Annotated in this window: 14 protein-coding genes; 11 read left to right on the top strand and 3 right to left on the bottom strand. The window is 36.8% G+C overall.

The genetic code is table 11. The features are described from left to right. The first annotated feature begins 27 nt into the window (after positions 1-27). From murB to RCJ95_RS07995, 11 genes are all read left to right on the top strand, one after another. Positions 28-942, top strand: a complete 915-nt coding sequence (murB, locus tag RCJ95_RS07945; protein WP_221681427.1) for a UDP-N-acetylmuramate dehydrogenase — start codon at positions 28-30, stop codon at positions 940-942. A 52-nt stretch (positions 943-994) separates the two neighbouring features. Continuing rightward, complete coding sequence (locus RCJ95_RS07950) at positions 995-1,750, top strand: exodeoxyribonuclease III (RefSeq protein ID WP_312130406.1); 756 nt, start codon at positions 995-997, stop codon at positions 1,748-1,750. Positions 1,751-2,143: 393 nt separating this feature from the next. Next, complete coding sequence (locus RCJ95_RS07955; RefSeq protein ID WP_446722106.1) at positions 2,144-4,513, top strand: penicillin acylase family protein; 2,370 nt, start codon at positions 2,144-2,146, stop codon at positions 4,511-4,513. A gap of 142 nt (positions 4,514-4,655) precedes the next feature. Beyond that, positions 4,656-5,027, top strand: a complete 372-nt coding sequence (locus RCJ95_RS07960; RefSeq protein WP_221681424.1) for an ArsR/SmtB family transcription factor — start codon at positions 4,656-4,658, stop codon at positions 5,025-5,027. Beyond that, a complete protein-coding gene (locus RCJ95_RS07965; RefSeq protein WP_446722107.1) occupies positions 5,008-7,131 on the top strand; it encodes a heavy metal translocating P-type ATPase in 2,124 nt (707 codons plus the stop codon). Before RCJ95_RS07960 ends, RCJ95_RS07965 begins: the two co-directional genes overlap by 20 nt. A gap of 170 nt (positions 7,132-7,301) precedes the next feature. Then, positions 7,302-7,598: a late competence development ComFB family protein gene (locus tag RCJ95_RS07970; protein WP_004231991.1), complete on the top strand. Its 297-nt coding sequence runs from the start codon at positions 7,302-7,304 to the stop codon at positions 7,596-7,598. 122 nt (positions 7,599-7,720) lie between these two features. Next, positions 7,721-8,140, top strand: a complete 420-nt coding sequence (gene mntR, locus RCJ95_RS07975; RefSeq protein ID WP_004231993.1) for a transcriptional regulator MntR — start codon at positions 7,721-7,723, stop codon at positions 8,138-8,140. A 29-nt stretch (positions 8,141-8,169) separates the two neighbouring features. Then, on the top strand, positions 8,170-9,027 hold the full coding sequence (locus RCJ95_RS07980; protein WP_004231994.1) for a CvfB family protein: 858 nt from the start codon (positions 8,170-8,172) through the stop codon (positions 9,025-9,027). 158 nt (positions 9,028-9,185) lie between these two features. Then, the gene (locus RCJ95_RS07985; RefSeq protein WP_004231995.1) at positions 9,186-10,100 is read left to right on the top strand and encodes a DUF1002 domain-containing protein; all 915 of its coding nucleotides are present in this window, start codon (positions 9,186-9,188) and stop codon (positions 10,098-10,100) included. 214 nt (positions 10,101-10,314) lie between these two features. Beyond that, complete coding sequence (locus RCJ95_RS07990; protein ID WP_009370656.1) at positions 10,315-10,596, top strand: GNAT family N-acetyltransferase; 282 nt, start codon at positions 10,315-10,317, stop codon at positions 10,594-10,596. 499 nt (positions 10,597-11,095) lie between these two features. Next, complete coding sequence (locus RCJ95_RS07995; protein WP_004232000.1) at positions 11,096-11,404, top strand: hypothetical protein; 309 nt, start codon at positions 11,096-11,098, stop codon at positions 11,402-11,404. Between the two features lie 17 nt (positions 11,405-11,421). On the opposite strand, the gene RCJ95_RS08000 is transcribed toward RCJ95_RS07995, so the two are convergent. The 3 genes from RCJ95_RS08000 to RCJ95_RS08010 all read right to left on the bottom strand — a co-directional run bounded on the left by RCJ95_RS08000 (position 11,422) and on the right by RCJ95_RS08010 (position 15,229). Beyond that, positions 11,422-12,564: an MFS transporter gene (locus RCJ95_RS08000; protein WP_446722108.1), complete on the bottom strand. Its 1,143-nt coding sequence runs from the start codon at positions 12,562-12,564 to the stop codon at positions 11,422-11,424. Between the two features lie 153 nt (positions 12,565-12,717). Further along, positions 12,718-14,238, bottom strand: a complete 1,521-nt coding sequence (locus RCJ95_RS08005; protein WP_004232003.1) for a succinate CoA transferase — start codon at positions 14,236-14,238, stop codon at positions 12,718-12,720. Positions 14,239-14,578: 340 nt separating this feature from the next. Continuing rightward, positions 14,579-15,229, bottom strand: a complete 651-nt coding sequence (locus tag RCJ95_RS08010; protein ID WP_004232004.1) for a LytTR family DNA-binding domain-containing protein — start codon at positions 15,227-15,229, stop codon at positions 14,579-14,581. Positions 15,230-15,638: the final 409 nt, after the last annotated feature.

Genomic DNA, 15,638 nt, shown 5'->3' on the forward strand with positions numbered 1-15,638 from the left:
AAGGACGTTAGAAAGGAATTAGCTCTCATGACAAAAGAACAATGGGCGATGGATTTAGCAAAAAGCATTAATCCTGCCAATATTAAGTTAAATGAATCATTACAGCAATACACAATGACAAAATTAGGTGGCAAAGCAGATGTTTTTGTTCTTCCTGAAACAGAAGAAGAGGCAGCATCCGTTATTCGCTATGCATATATAAATAATATTCCTTTATTAATGTTAGGTAACGGATCTAATATGGTTGTTCGAGATGGCGGTCATAGAGGAATCGTTGTAACATTTTCACGCTTAGATGAGATTCGTATTACTGGTGAGCATGTGTATGCACAAAGTGGAGCACTGATCAAAGATGTATCGAAGCTATCAGCGCAAGCATCCTTAACAGGTTTTGAATTTGCATGTGGTATTCCTGGTTCAATTGGTGGAGCAATGGCTATGAACGCAGGTGCATATGGCGGGGAGATTAAAGATATTATTGTTTCATCGAAGGTGTTAACAAAAGAAGGGGACATTTTAATATTAGGTAAAGAAGAACTTGAGCTAGGATACCGACAAAGCATTATTGCCAAAAAGGGTTATTATGTGCTGTCCTCTGAATTTCAATTAGCAGTAGGTGTACAGGAGGAAATTGATGCGAAGATTGCTGATTTAACCTTCCAACGTGAATCAAAACAGCCTTTAGAATATCCATCTGCTGGAAGTGTATTTAAACGCCCACCTGGACATTTTGCTGGAAAACTTATTCAGGATAGTGGCCTACAAGGTAAAGGTGTTGGTGATGCTGAAGTCTCTACCAAGCATGCAGGATTTATTGTCAACAAAGGAAATGCTACTGCTTCAGACTATATTGAGACAATCCAAATGGTTCAACGTGTAGTGAAAGAAAAATTTGGCGTTGAATTAGAGACTGAAGTTAAAATTGTTGGTGACGATCTATAATAGGATGCCCTTCGCATAAGCCGAAGGGCGTTTTTTTAGGAGTGTGGATAAAATGAAATTTATATCATGGAATGTTAATGGGATACGAGCATGTCTCGGTAAAGGCTTTTTAGAGTTCTTTCATCAAATAGATGCTGATTTCTTTTGTATCCAAGAAACAAAATGTCAAGCTGGACAAGTAGAGCTCTCTATCGAAGGTTATGAACAGTATTGGAATTACGCGCAGAAAAAAGGGTATTCTGGAACAGCAATCTTCACGAAGCACACGCCATTGTCTGTTAAGTATGGAGTGGGCGCCGAAGATTCTCAGGATGAAGGTAGAATTATAACTTTAGAATATAAGAATTTCTATTTAGTAAATGTTTATACACCAAATGCACAACGTGATTTAGCGAGATTACCACTACGTTTACAATGGGAGGATCGTTTGGCTAGCTATTTACAAGAACTAAATAATCAGAAGCCAGTGGTTTATTGTGGTGATCTAAATGTTGCACACACGGAAATTGATTTAAAAAATGCAAAATCTAATATTGGAAATTCGGGCTTTACATATGAAGAGAGAGCAAAATTTTCAGCGTTATTGGAAAGTGGTTTTGTAGATTCTTTTAGATACAAGCATCCTGAGGAAACTGACCACTACACATGGTGGTCCTATATGAATAAAGTGCGTGAACGTAATATTGGTTGGCGTATCGATTATTTTGTTGTATCAAATCAATTGAAGGAACAAATTGAAAGCGCAACAATTCACCCACACATTATGGGCAGTGATCATTGTCCAATTGAATTGCAATTACAATGCTAGTACTTAAATCGTATTTTCTAAATGGAAATACGATTTTTTGTATTTGTAAATTAATAAGGTGACTTTTAAAAATGTGAGGTGTGATAATTTCAGGGGAGATAGCTCGAAAGTGAGGAGTAGACGTTCCAACCATGTGGGAATCCGCTTCCACCACAATAGGACGGCTTCATGAGAGAGGATACATCATATCTTTATGAATGCGAATTTTTAACATTACTCAGTAGCCTCTATAATCTCTATTGTTTATACTATTCTAATAGCGAATAAATATAAAATTTTGTATTTAGAGACAATTTTATATACATAAAGTAATAAATTTCGCTAAAAAATTTACCTTTCAAAGCGGGTTTGGGAAGGTAGTACGGGAATATAGTGCAAAGAGGGGGTTATTCAGTGGGGAAGAGAAAGTTTAATTGGAAAAAGTGGCTCATTGTCATAGCTGGGATAATAGCTGCTTTGGCTCTTGTGGCTTTTATTGGATTTACATGGTTTATGAATAAATCTAAGCCGGTGATTGATGGTGAGTTAGCTGTTACTATTCTGGATCAGAATGTGACAGTCACGAGAGATGAAAAAGGGGTTCCACATATTTTTGCCAAAACAGATGCTGATTTATATCGTGCGCAAGGTTATGTCCAAGCGCAAGATAGACTATTTCAAATGGACTTAGCACGAAGGCAGGCAAGTGGTCGATTATCTGAAATTATTGGAGAAGCAACGATTAATACCGACAAACATTTCCGTACATTTAGCTTGAGAAATGCTGCAGAGACATCATTAGCTGCCTATGATGACGAAAGCAAACAAGTACTTGAATGGTATGCTGAAGGAGTAAATGCTTTTATTGCACAGGCAAAGGAAAGCAATACACTAAGCTATGAATTTGCCTTGTTAGGCTATGAACCAGAGGAGTGGACAGTTGTTGATTCCTTAACAATTGGTAAATATATGGCCTATGATTTGGGTGGAAATTGGAATACATTAGCTTTTCGTCATTGGGCATTACAGAATTTTGATGAAGAAAAGGCAAAAGAATTATTTATTAAATATCCAGAAAATGCTTCGGCGATTATCGAGGCCAATATCCAAAATCCTGTAGCAGTAGCTGGGCAATTCAGTGCGGAAATGCTACCAAACGAATTTAATGGAAGTAATAATTGGGTAGTTTCAGGTGATAAAACGAAATCAGGAACGCCTATTTTAGCAGATGACCCACATTTAGGGTTAAGCACCCCTTCTATTTGGTATCAAATGCATCTGCAATCACCACAGCAAAATGTTAGTGGCGTTATCTTTGCAGGGATTCCAGGTATTATATTAGGCCATAATGATGAAATTGCTTGGGGAGTAACCAATGTGGGTCCAGATGTACAGGATTTATATATTGAAATACCAAATCCAGATGATCCAACACAATTCAGATACGATGGAAAGTGGGAACAAGCAGAGGTACGCGACGAATCAATTAAGGTAAAAGATGGAGAAACGGTAGATTTTGAAGTCGTTGTTACACGTCACGGCCCTATAATGACAGATTTAGCTTTTAAAGATACAGAGCCAACCGCACAATTTTCGATGCAGTGGACAGCACTACAACCGACAGCTGAACTAAGAGCAGTGCTTGGTTTTAATAAGGCAAAAACTTGGGGTGATTTCGAAAAAGCTTTAGAAGACTTTAAAGCGCCAGCACAAAATTTTGTATTTGCATCAAAGGACGGTACGATTGCTTATAAAGCTAATGGTCAAATACCTATTCGTAAGCAAGGTGAAGGCCAATTACCAGTTCCAGGTGATTCGAGTGATTATGGCTGGGAGGGCTTTATACCATGGAGTGAATTACCAACTCTAGTAAATCCAAAAGAAGGTTTTATTGCAACCGCAAATAACCAAGTAATAGGAGAGGACTACCCTTATCACATCACTGATTTCTGGGCGCAACCTTATCGTTTCGAAAGAATTAAAGAAGTGTTAGAGGCAAATGAAGCGATTACAGTAGACGATATGATGGCTTTGCAAATGGATCAGCACAATCTCTATGCAAGAGAATTTCTGCCTGATTTATTAACATCGATAAAAGAAAAAGATCAGGATGGGAAGTACGCTGAGATTATGGCCATGCTAGAGAAGTGGGATATGGTGGATGCAAAGGAATCAGGTGCACCACTTGTGTTCCATACATTAATGATTAAGTTACAGGAAGTTTTGTTTAAAGATCAAATGCCTGAAGATATGTATGGCATCATGTATGGGAAGTTTAATATTACAGACCAGCTCTTACGTACAGCCTATTCAGGAGAGAAAAGTATTTGGGTTGAGGAGCAGGGCGGCATTGATGAAACCGTATACAAGGCATTTGAGCTAACGGTTGCACAATTAGAAAATCAATTCGGGAAAAATTCCTCGAAATGGCAATGGGGTGATTACCATCAGCTTACTTTTGACCATACACTAGGAAGTGCATCGCCTATTCTTGCAGCCTATTTTAATGCTAAAAAGGTTCCTATTGGTGGCTCGAAAGTTACCGTACAAGCAGCAGATAATGATTTAGCTGGTAATGTAGATCACGGTGCATCTTGGCGTTTTGTGGTGGATGTAGGTGATTTAAGCTCAGCCTATCATATTGTTGGCCCTGGTCAAAGTGGTCATGTGAAATCTGATTGGTATCAAGATCAGGTATTGGATTGGGCAAATGGTGATTACCATCAAACATTTATCAAACAGGAAGAGATAAAAGGGAAAACATTACAATTAATAGCGAAGTAATAAAAGGGTTAGCGTACAGAAAGTGCGCTAACTTTTTTTATTTAAGGATATACATCCTAACATTCAAATATTGGTTTGAATATGATGGAATAATATGTTACATTGAATACAATCAAACGAATATTTGAATGAGGTGAGAAAAATGCCAAAAGAAATATGTGAGGTGACGCTTGTACATGAAGAAGCAGTCACAAAGGTGAAACAACAAATGCCTGATTTATCAGGTGTAGCAAAATTTTTAAAAGCATTATCTGATGAAACTAGACTTAAAATTGCCTATGCTTTAACGGTGGAAGATGAACTATGTGTTTGTGATGTTGCGACTATTATTGGTTCTTCAGTTGCTACAGCATCCCATCATTTACGATATTTGAAAGATAATAATTTAGCGAGATCACACCGTAAAGGCAAGCAAATGTATTACTCTTTAGCGGATGAGCATGTATATCAAATTGTAACAATTGCCTACGAACATGCGAAAGAGGGGATTGCGAATGGCAGCGACGCCAATTAAACAAGAATACAGATTACAAAATTTATCCTGCGCTAGTTGTGCCGCAAAGTTTGAGAAAAATGTAAAGGCTATTCCAGAAGTACAGGATGCACAAGTGAATTTTGGTGCTTCTAAAATTACAGTAATCGGTGCTATTAGTGTAGACCAAATTGAAGAAGCAGGTGCCTTTGATGGCATTAAGGTTACACAGTCGGCAGCAAAAGCACTTGAAAATACTACACCTTTTTATCGTAAAAAGGAAAATGTTCTAGCAGGAATTTCATTGCTTTTTGTCATTCTAGGTTATCTATTTGTGGGTATGAATGGGGAATCGAACTCGCTACCGATTGCCATGTTTATTATAGCTATCCTTGTGGGGGGAGTAGGTATTTTTAAAATAGGCTTCCGCAATTTAGTTCGCTTTGAATTTGATATGAAGACGCTTATGACAATCGCCATCATCGGAGCTGCTATTATCGGTGAATGGGAGGAAGCGGCAGTGGTCGTATTCTTATTTGCTGTGAGTGAGGCACTTGAAGCGTATTCAATGGATAAAGCACGTCAATCTATTCGTCAATTAATGGATATTGCTCCACCAACAGCGATTATCAAAAGAGCCCACGGTGAACACTACCATGAGGTTGAGTTACCTACGGAGGATATAGAAATAGGAGATATTTTGATTGTAAAGCCTGGGCAAAAGATTGCGATGGATGGCATAGTCATTAGTGGATTGTCTGCAGTCAATCAGGCAGCTATTACAGGTGAGTCGATTCCCGTAAATAAAACAGTAAATGATGAAGTATTTGCTGGGACTTTAAATGAAGAGGGTGCACTTGAAGTACGTGTGACAAAGCGTGTAGAAGATACTACTATCGCTAAAATAATTCATCTAGTGGAAGAAGCACAGGCAGAAAAGGCACCTTCTCAGCAATTTGTAGATCGCTTTGCAAAGTATTATACACCAGCGATTATGATTATTGCTTTTCTAGTAGCTGTAATTCCACCTTTATTAGTAGGTGATTGGCAGCATTGGATTTACCAAGGTCTAGCTGTTTTAGTGGTAGGATGTCCTTGTGCACTGGTCGTCTCTACTCCCGTTGCCATTGTTACAGCCATTGGTAATGCAGCAAGGCAAGGTGTACTGATCAAAGGTGGTGTTCATTTAGAGCAGCTAGGACATATTGAAGCGGTTGCCTTTGACAAAACAGGAACATTAACAAAAGGGCAGCCAGCAGTAACAGATATCGTAACGACTGAAAATTGGTCAGAGGACTATGTGTTACAACTAGTGGCAGCGGTAGAAAAACAGTCACAGCACCCTTTAGCTAAAGCAATTTTAAATAGATTACACGATAAAAAATTATCTGAGCTCATACCAACAGATTTCCAATCAGTAACAGGAAAAGGTGCCTATGCTACCGTTGATAATCAGATTATTTATGTGGGTAGCATGAAATGGGCTACTTCATTAACCTCTGTAGATCAAAATATAGAAAATCAGGTTAAGAATTTGCAAGAACAGGGTAAAACAGTAGTAGCAGCTGTTTCGAATAATCAACTTATTGGCCTGATTGCAATTGCTGATCAATTACGTCATGAAAGCAAGGACGTATTGAACAAATTAAATGCCTTAAAAGTAAAGCATATGGTGATGCTAACAGGCGATGCAGAGCCTACAGCGCAAGCCATTGCTACTTCATTAAAGATGACAGATGTGCGCGCTGGTTTGTTACCAGAAGAAAAATTAAAGGCGATTAAGGATTTACGTGCACAATTTGGTGCTGTAGCAATGGTTGGAGATGGTGTAAACGATGCACCAGCATTGGCCACTGCAAACGTAGGAATCGCCATGGGTGGAGCAGGAACGGATGCAGCTCTTGAGACAGCAGATATTGCCTTAATGGGTGATGATTTAACAAAGCTCCCTTACACTATTGGCTTGAGCAGAAAAACATTACGTATCATTAAAGAAAATATTATATTTGCCCTAGTTTTAAAATTAATTGCATTGCTACTTGTCATACCAGGATGGTTAACATTATGGATAGCAATTTTTGCCGATATGGGTGCAACACTATTAGTTGTGTTTAATTCATTAAGACTAATTAGAGCAAAAAAGTAGTAAGTAAGGTGTAGAACGATCTGAAAAGATAGGAAATTAATCTTGCTTTGACACAAGGGATTTTATGCGAATAGATGCTACTTGTGATTCTTGAAAAAGACTTTTTTTAAGGCTATTATAGTTTCAGGAGTAATGTAACAATTAAATATAAATGAGGCGAAAGTTTGAATATGTCAGATCCTATTTTAGTAAATGTTACAGAAGAAATTGTGCGTGGTTTAGTAAGCTTTTTACTACGAGGACCAGAATATCAAACATTTTGTAAATGCGAAATCTGTGAATTAGACACGGTGGCACTTACACTAAATGCATTGCCAAGTAAGTATGTTACATCTATGGAAGCTAGAGATGAGGCATTTAAAGAAATGAATACTCCTGGAAACATTGAGCGCATTAATAAAGAGATTATTCATGCGTTACATGTGGTAAATAAGTATCCTCGACACAAAGTAGAGCCTACTTCTTAATAGAAGAGGCTCTATTTAAGTTGTAAAGGAAGTGTTTTTCTAGGCTATGTATTTTCAGTTAACTTTTAAGCCAAGCTTGTAGTAAACTAGAGAGTAAGAAAAGGAAAGAGAGGGAAAAGGATATGCCAACACCTAGTATGGAGGACCATATCGAACAAATATATTTATTAATTGCCAACAAGGGATATGCGCGAGTGTCTGACATTGCTGAAGCATTATCTGTTCTTCCTTCTTCTGTTACAAAAATGGTTCAAAAATTAGATAAAGATGGTTATTTAGTTTATGAAAAGTACCGTGGACTGACATTGACGCCTAAAGGGGATAAGCTCGGAAAGCGTCTTGTGCAGCGTCATGAATTGCTCGAGCAGTTTTTACGAATGATTGGTGTGGATGAAGAACGTATTTATGATGATGTGGAGGGAATTGAACATCATTTAAGTTGGAATTCAATCGATCGTATTGCAGATCTTGTGCAAGTAATGGAAGAAAATCCAGACATCGTGAAAAAATTAGAGGCATCTAAGACACAGCACAATCTTTAAAATGATGGTGTGAAGGAAAGGGAGACAATATGAACGCATTAAAATCAGGTGAAGTCGTTACATTAACGGTATTAGAGCAACAAGCATCAAAATGGATTTTAACAAATGGAGTTGAAGAACTACCTTTAAATGCTTCAGAGGTAACTGAGCCACTAACAGTAGGTGACCGCCTTGAAGTATTTTTATTTGCAGACCGTCGTGGAGATTTGGCTGCAACAACGTCTATTCCAGCTTTTACACAAGGTGAATACGGCTGGGCACGTGTCTTGAAAGTAGTGGAACGTGAAGGTGCTTTTGTGGATATTGGTACATCTCGTGAAGTATTAGTAAGAGCAGAGGATTTACCTGCATTAAAAGAGGTTTGGCCAGAACCAGGTGATCATTTATTTATGACACTACGTACAGATCGTAACGGTGATTTATTTGGTCGTTTAGCCACAGAGGAAAAAATTTCGGAGCTATATGAAGGTGCATTTGAAGATATGCACAATAAGAATATCCAAGCACGCCCATATCGTTTGTTACCGATTGGAACATTTTTGCTAGGTGTAGAAGTTCCTTACCGTATTTTTGTGCACGAGTCTGAGCGAAATAATGAGCCTCGATTAGGACAAGATGTAGTTGTTCGTATTATCGATGTAAAAGACGATGGTTCCATGAATGGCTCTCTTTTACCAAGAAAACATGAGCGTCTTTCAAATGATGCACAACAAATATTAAACTATATACAGGATGTGGGTGGTAAAATGCCATTTGGTGATAAATCGTCTCCTGAAGAGATTCAAGAAATGTTTAATATGAGTAAAGGGGCATTTAAACGTGCCTTAGGAACATTAATGAAAGCTGGTAAAGTGAAACAACAGGACGGTTGGACTGAAGAAATTTAAAGGATGGTTAGTTTGACTAGCTAGCAAAACATTTACAGCAGGAAAAGTGACGAGAGACATCCTTGAAACCTTCTCGTCTTTTTTTCGTACTAATTATTGTATAGTGGCATACATTATACTTGCTAATTATGAAGTTTTAGCGAAAGGGGTCACACGATTTGAAAAAAACATGGATTAAAATACTAACTGCTACAATGTTAGTATTTGGAGTGATGGCACCAGCAACAGGATTTGCATCTGACAATACGCCTCCAAAAGCAATTGATGAAAAATTAGGTGTACCAATCGTCGTGTATGGGGCAAATTTATCTGAGGCTGAAAAAGAATCTGTGAAAAAATCATTAAAAGTAAGCGAAGAACCTGAAATTGAAGAAATTACTGTGTCTGGTGAGGATCTAGTAAAATACATTAAAGATAGTAATTCAAGCTCACGTATGTACTCTTCTGCAAAGATTACACGCAGAGATGCAGGAGAGGGTCTAGTAATACAAATTGTCACACCATCGAATATAACGCAGGTAACTTCAGAGATGTACGCAAATGCGATGTTAACAGCAGGAATTCAGGATGCATCCGTACAAGTAGCTGCACCAAAAGCCGTTACAGGGCATTCAGCATTAGTAGGTATTTACAAGGCATATGAGGTCACTACAGGGGAAACGCTGGATATTGATCGTACAGATGTAGCAAACGAAGAATTATCTGTAGCAACATCCATTGCAGAATCTGCAGGGGTAGACGATGCAAAGGTTGCGGAATTACTGACAGAAATTAAAAAGCAAATTGCAGAGTTAAAGCCAGCAACACGTGAAGATGTGGAGAAAATTGTAGAAGAGCAATTAAGTAAGCTTGAAATTAATTTAAGTGAAAAGGACCGTCAATTGCTAGTAGATTTAATGGATAAAATAAGCAAGCTGGACATTGATTTTAGTAAATGGTCTGATCAATTAAATGATATCAGTAATACGATCCAAGAAAAATTCGGTTCACTTATGGAAGATAAAGGTTTCTGGGAAAGCGTAAAAAGCTTTTTTGCTAATTTAAAAGATACTATTTCTTCATGGTTTAACTAAACTTATAGTGATAGAAAGAAAATCTGTTATACCTTCTCACTTTGCTAGAGAAGGTGTACAGATTTTTTTAATTAAACAAATGAAAAATTTTGAAGTGAGATGTTTTCGACATAGGAAAGCTAACTGATTTCGCTGATTAGATAAAAGAAGCGTACACAAATTTTGTGAAAATATAAAAAGCTTATGGTACTATGAATAAAAGGAGTGGTGAGAAATGGAATTCCAATTACAACAATTAGCAGAAAATAAGTTTGCATTTTTGAATGAGCAAGCAGGGGAAAAACTAGCAGAAATTACTTGGCAGCAAAATGGCTCAGTAATGGTAATGGATCACACATATGTATCTGATAAGCTCCGTGGTCAAGGTGTGGCCAAACAATTACTCGATCAAGCAGCATCGTATGCACGCGAAAATGGTTATAAAATGAAGGCCGTTTGTTCCTATGTGGTGGCAGCATTTGAAAAGTCAGATGCATACAATGATGTAAAACAATAAAAAATAAGGCAATCTGCTTTTAATTAAGCGGATTGCCTTTTAATTGCTAGAGCAAATCATGTAAATAGCTCCTTATAATAGAATGACACTATAAATTAGTACTGTTAAGAAGCCAGCCCCGCCAATTAATGAAGCCATATCTATCCAATCGTATGCTAAATCGAAATCTTTCATTTTAACCACTCTCCTATTTTAGTATTAATTCATTAATTCCCTTTACTTGCCTTTTATAATCATAAATAGTTACAAAATTTTGACGAATGCTAAAAATAAGGGTACGATAACTGGGCTTTAATAGGAAATAGAGTGTGATTGTCTGCATTAAAAACTAGACGAACTACAATGGATTGACGGGGTTTTTACTAGATAAAAGGGCAAGTATTTATCCATACATTAATATATATGCTAGAGGGTATAAAAAAATAATGTTTATTCTTTTAAGAATAGGGAAAAACTATACTACAGAGCTAGTTTCTATATTTTTAGGAGGTTATAAACTATGGCAAAACGAAAAGGAACAGGTGTTGTCGTTGCAGGATTAGCAGGACTAGCAGCATCTTATTTCAGTAAAAAAGAGAATCGTGATAAAGCACTAACAATGTTTAATAGTATGAAAGCAAAATTAGAGTCGTATCTTACTACAGGTCCTGATATGCATGACAATATTGCAGAACGTGTAGCTACAGAGGTAGCAACAGAGGCTGGTACTTCACCAACTAAAATTGCCTCGAATGAAATGGTAGCTGAAGGTGGAGGACATACTGGTGTCCATTTCTATAATGAAGAAATTCAAGAAAAGGAAAAGTAAACAAAAAACCTTCTCATCTAAGCATGAGAAGGTCTTTTGTGTGGGATAAGAATTGCGCCTGCAAAGAGCAATAATACAAAGCCAGTAAATGCAAAGCCACTGACAGTACCAAGTGATAGCCAACCTAATAAAGAAGAGCCTATAACTACACCTAGAGAGAAAAACGCGTAGAAATAGCCGTAAGCTTTTCCTCGTACTTCAGCAGTTGTAGAGTCAATAAGAAGCGAATTTACTGAAGGGAATAGGAAACCGAATCCGATCCCATAGCAAGCCATTGCTGTATAGAGTAAAGAGCTAGAATTTGCTTGGCTAATTAATAGCTGGCTTATTCCCATTAAACCTATACCAAAAGACAATGTTTTGAGTGGATTAACCTTATCAAAAATACGATTAGTTGGTAATAGGAAAACAAGAACTGCAATAATACCAAATGTACTCATTAAAGTGCCGCTTAAACGAGAGTCGAAGCCTAAGGAATGTACTTTAAGAGGGAGTAGATACGCAATAACCCCTTGAGAAAACATTAAGAAAAAGGCTCCTAAAAAGGCTTTTAATGTTCCTGTGTTATTAAAAAAGACACTGATCGGAATGTAATTACTTGGTTTAGCCTTCTCTTTTTTTACTTGATTTGCTTTCAATATAAAGAACGCAAGGATACCTAGCAGAAGCATAAAGCTTGCTGTGATATTGAAAACAAATGGTACACTTGTCCGGCTAGCTAAAATGCCACTAAATGCAGGGCCTATAATGGCTGCAATACCAACAAAGGCGCCAGAAATAGCACTGCCCTTACCTCTTTTTTCCTGCTCTGTAGCGTTCGCTAGAAATGTAAAGGCAGCAGGAACAATGAAGCCTGCAACAAGGCCATGGATAAAACGTACAATTAATAGAGCAATGGGCTCTTCTACTAAATTATAAAATGTTAATGATAGACCTGTTGTTAGAAGACCTATTATGAGTATGACGAAAGGTCCTTTGCGATCCGTTAAGAAGCCAGAAATGATATTACCGAATGTATTAGAAAGCGAATACATGCCCACTGCAAGACCAGTGAGGAATGCCGATGCACCTAAAGACTCAGCATAAGTACTCATAACAGGAAGCTGAGTAAAAAGGTCGAAAAACGAAAAGAAAATAATAGCATAGATAAATTTCTTCATGGTTCCTCCGATGAAATAGAACATTATAGTCAATGATCGATATAGTCCTATTATAGCATTTTCCAATCGATAATACTTCTCACTTGTTTTTTGCGTTCACGTAAAAAAACGTCTAATAAGTATTAACTTATTAGACGTACGAGAATTTAATAATTAAGCTTTTGCAACTTCTTTTTTCATTGTTTTGTTTTTAGCAAGATTTACATGCCAAGAAAGTGCTTCCTCTAAAAGATGAGGAGTTTGGTGGTTGCCAGTTGCTTCAACTGCACGGTTATAGTAATCCCATAATTGTTCTTTGTAGTCTGGGTGTGCACAGTTTTCAATAATTAAAGGTACACGTTCTTTTGGTGCAAGACCACGTAAGTCAGCAATACCTTGTTCCGTAACGATAACATCAACGTCATGTTCAGTATGGTCAACGTGAGATACCATTGGCACGATAGAAGAAATTGCTCCACCTTTTGCGTATGATTTTGTAACAAAAATACCAAGGCGTGCGTTACGTGCGAAGTCACCTGAACCACCGATACCGTTCATCATACGAGTACCAGAAACATGCGTCGAATTAACGTTACCATAGATATCTAACTCAAGAGCTGTGTTGATTGAGATTAGACCCAAACGACGGATAAGCTCAGGGTGGTTAGAAATTTCTTGTGGACGTAAGCAAATTTTATCAGCATACTTTTCTAAATTACCATAAACTTTTTGCTGTAATTCTTCAGTAAGTGTGATTGAAGTTGCAGCAGCGAATTTAACTTTACCAGCATCGATTAAGTTAAATACAGCATCTTGAAGTACTTCAGATGCAACAATTAAATCTTCAAATTCTGAATCTGCAAAGCCATCAAGGACAGCGTTTGCTACAGAACCTACACCAGATTGCAATGGCATTAATTGGTTTGTTAAACGACCCGCTTTAATTTCATCACGGAAGAAGTCTAATAAAATGTTTGCCATCGTTTGTGTTTCTTCATCTGGAGGTACGATTAATGAAGGAGCGTCTGGCTCTTCAGAAATAACAATTGCTTTAATTTTAGCTGGATCTACTTTGATACCAATATCACCAAGGCGTTGCATAGCATCTGTCATTGGAATAGCTTCACGTTTACCTTGTTCTCCAGGTACATAAATATCATGGATACCGATTAAAGCTTCTGGATGAGAAATATTTAATTCGATAATAATATTTTCTGCATATTCTGCAAAGATAGGTGAGTTACCTACAGAGTTTGTTGGAATGATTAATCCATCTTCAGTAATAGCAACCGCTTCAAGAATTAAATACTTGATCGGTCCAATAATTCCTTGGCGCACTAGCTCAGCATTATGAGAAAGATGAGCATCTACATATAAGATATCCCCAGAATTAATTAAATTACGGATACCCGCATCACCCTGGAATGGTCCACGTTTACGAATTGCACCAGCTTCTGCTAAGTACTTGTCTACTTCTGGTCCTAATGATGCACCTGTATATACATCAATTTTGAATTCTTCATTTTTTGCGCGCTCAACTAATGCCATTGGAACAACTTTTGCATCCCCAGCACGAGTAAAACCACTCATCCCAACTACATCACCATTAGAAATAAGTGCTGCTGCTTCTTCAGCAGTTACAATTTTACTCTCAAGTTCTTTTAAACCTAGGCGTTTTTGAACATTTGCATCCATAAAAAAATCCTCCCCTAAATAATTTTGATGGAAACCGATTACAAAACTAGAAAAAACATTTAAGAATTTTCTGTTTATTCAGTTGTAGTATGACTCCAACCATTTGAATAATACTATCACCAAATTGTCACAAAAACTTTAGAATTAGCATTAAATTGAGTAAAAAAAGGAAAATCGAGCATTAAGATGATTTTTCGACAGAGAAAACGTTTTATTGTAGAGCTGTATAAATTTAGTTGTTTTCTACATTAAAAACAGTGCAAAAATAGTTAAATGGGGAGGATTTGTTCACAAAAAAGAACAGCGAACAATTATAAAAATTGCGCGCTGTTCATACAAATTAGAAACCTAAAGAACGACGGAAATAGCTTGCATAGCGTTGGCTTACCGGAATACGTGTACCATCTTTCATAATTAATAAAAACGTTGAGTGTGAATCTGGTTGAATTTCATCGATGTAGTCAATGTTAACGATATAAGAGCGGTGACAACGAATAAATGAGTCAGGTGCTAAAAATAGCTCTAGATCACTTAAGTTTAAACGGTGATAACCTTCACGAGTCATTGTTTTAACAAATGTTTTACGGAGTTGTGTTTCTAAATAAATAACTTGATCATGTTTGATTGGGTACCAGCAATCATCAATTTTGATTGTAATGTAGTTTGTTAAGAATGCTGATGGTTTTTGCGGGAAGATAGCAGTAATAGCTCCTTTTGTTTCGCCTTCCTCCATTAAAGGAATACTCATGCCATAATATGCGACACCGAAGACATCAGGTTCGATATAAGAGCTGATTTTTTGACCATAGCTTAATGCTTTGTGTGCGGCTGAACCTTCTTTGATAGGGTCACCAGGTTTAATTTTTAAATCAACTTTCTTGCTTGGTTGATAATACAAATATTCATTTGTATCAGAGATAGCGATGGACGTATTTTCAGGGAAGAATTCCTTAATAATCTCCATGATCTCTTCTATTTGTTTTGGATCCACTTTAAACACCTCGTCTAAACTTTTAAAAATAGTATTATCATCTATTTTACTACATATTCATATAAATTATATAGAGAAGATTTAGGAATAAAATAGAAAAATGTCGAATGATCCATTAGAATGATGTTAGTTGTTTTGTATAATTTGTAAATAAATTTATAAAATGACTAATTTATTTTGATATGTATATGGTAAAATTTAATTGTTAGGAATAAGTTTACGAGGTTTCTACTATGCATATGTGATAAATTAGAACTAGAGTAGCAATTAAAATGTGGTTGAAAGGAAATCGCAGAATATGGTAAAATTCACTGTATAGTCTATTTTTTTTATATTTGGTGTTTTAGTAGGGTTATTTTTGATTTATTTGTTAATAAAATTTGTGAAATAGGACTCAGTTCTTATATTG

The sequence above is a fragment of the Lysinibacillus sp. BSL11 genome, from assembly GCF_052928325.1.

Coding starts and splice junctions, on each gene's coding strand:
- murB (WP_221681427.1), top strand. CDS start 28: ATGACAAAAGAACAATGGGCGATGGATTTAGCAAAAAGCATTAATCCT.
- RCJ95_RS07950 (WP_312130406.1), top strand. CDS start 995: ATGAAATTTATATCATGGAATGTTAATGGGATACGAGCATGTCTCGGT.
- RCJ95_RS07960 (WP_221681424.1), top strand. CDS start 4,656: ATGCCAAAAGAAATATGTGAGGTGACGCTTGTACATGAAGAAGCAGTC.
- RCJ95_RS07965 (WP_446722107.1), top strand. CDS start 5,008: ATGGCAGCGACGCCAATTAAACAAGAATACAGATTACAAAATTTATCC.
- RCJ95_RS07970 (WP_004231991.1), top strand. CDS start 7,302: ATGTCAGATCCTATTTTAGTAAATGTTACAGAAGAAATTGTGCGTGGT.
- mntR (WP_004231993.1), top strand. CDS start 7,721: ATGCCAACACCTAGTATGGAGGACCATATCGAACAAATATATTTATTA.
- RCJ95_RS07980 (WP_004231994.1), top strand. CDS start 8,170: ATGAACGCATTAAAATCAGGTGAAGTCGTTACATTAACGGTATTAGAG.
- RCJ95_RS07990 (WP_009370656.1), top strand. CDS start 10,315: ATGGAATTCCAATTACAACAATTAGCAGAAAATAAGTTTGCATTTTTG.
- RCJ95_RS07995 (WP_004232000.1), top strand. CDS start 11,096: ATGGCAAAACGAAAAGGAACAGGTGTTGTCGTTGCAGGATTAGCAGGA.
- RCJ95_RS08000 (WP_446722108.1), bottom strand. CDS start 12,564: ATGAAGAAATTTATCTATGCTATTATTTTCTTTTCGTTTTTCGACCTT.
- RCJ95_RS08005 (WP_004232003.1), bottom strand. CDS start 14,238: ATGGATGCAAATGTTCAAAAACGCCTAGGTTTAAAAGAACTTGAGAGT.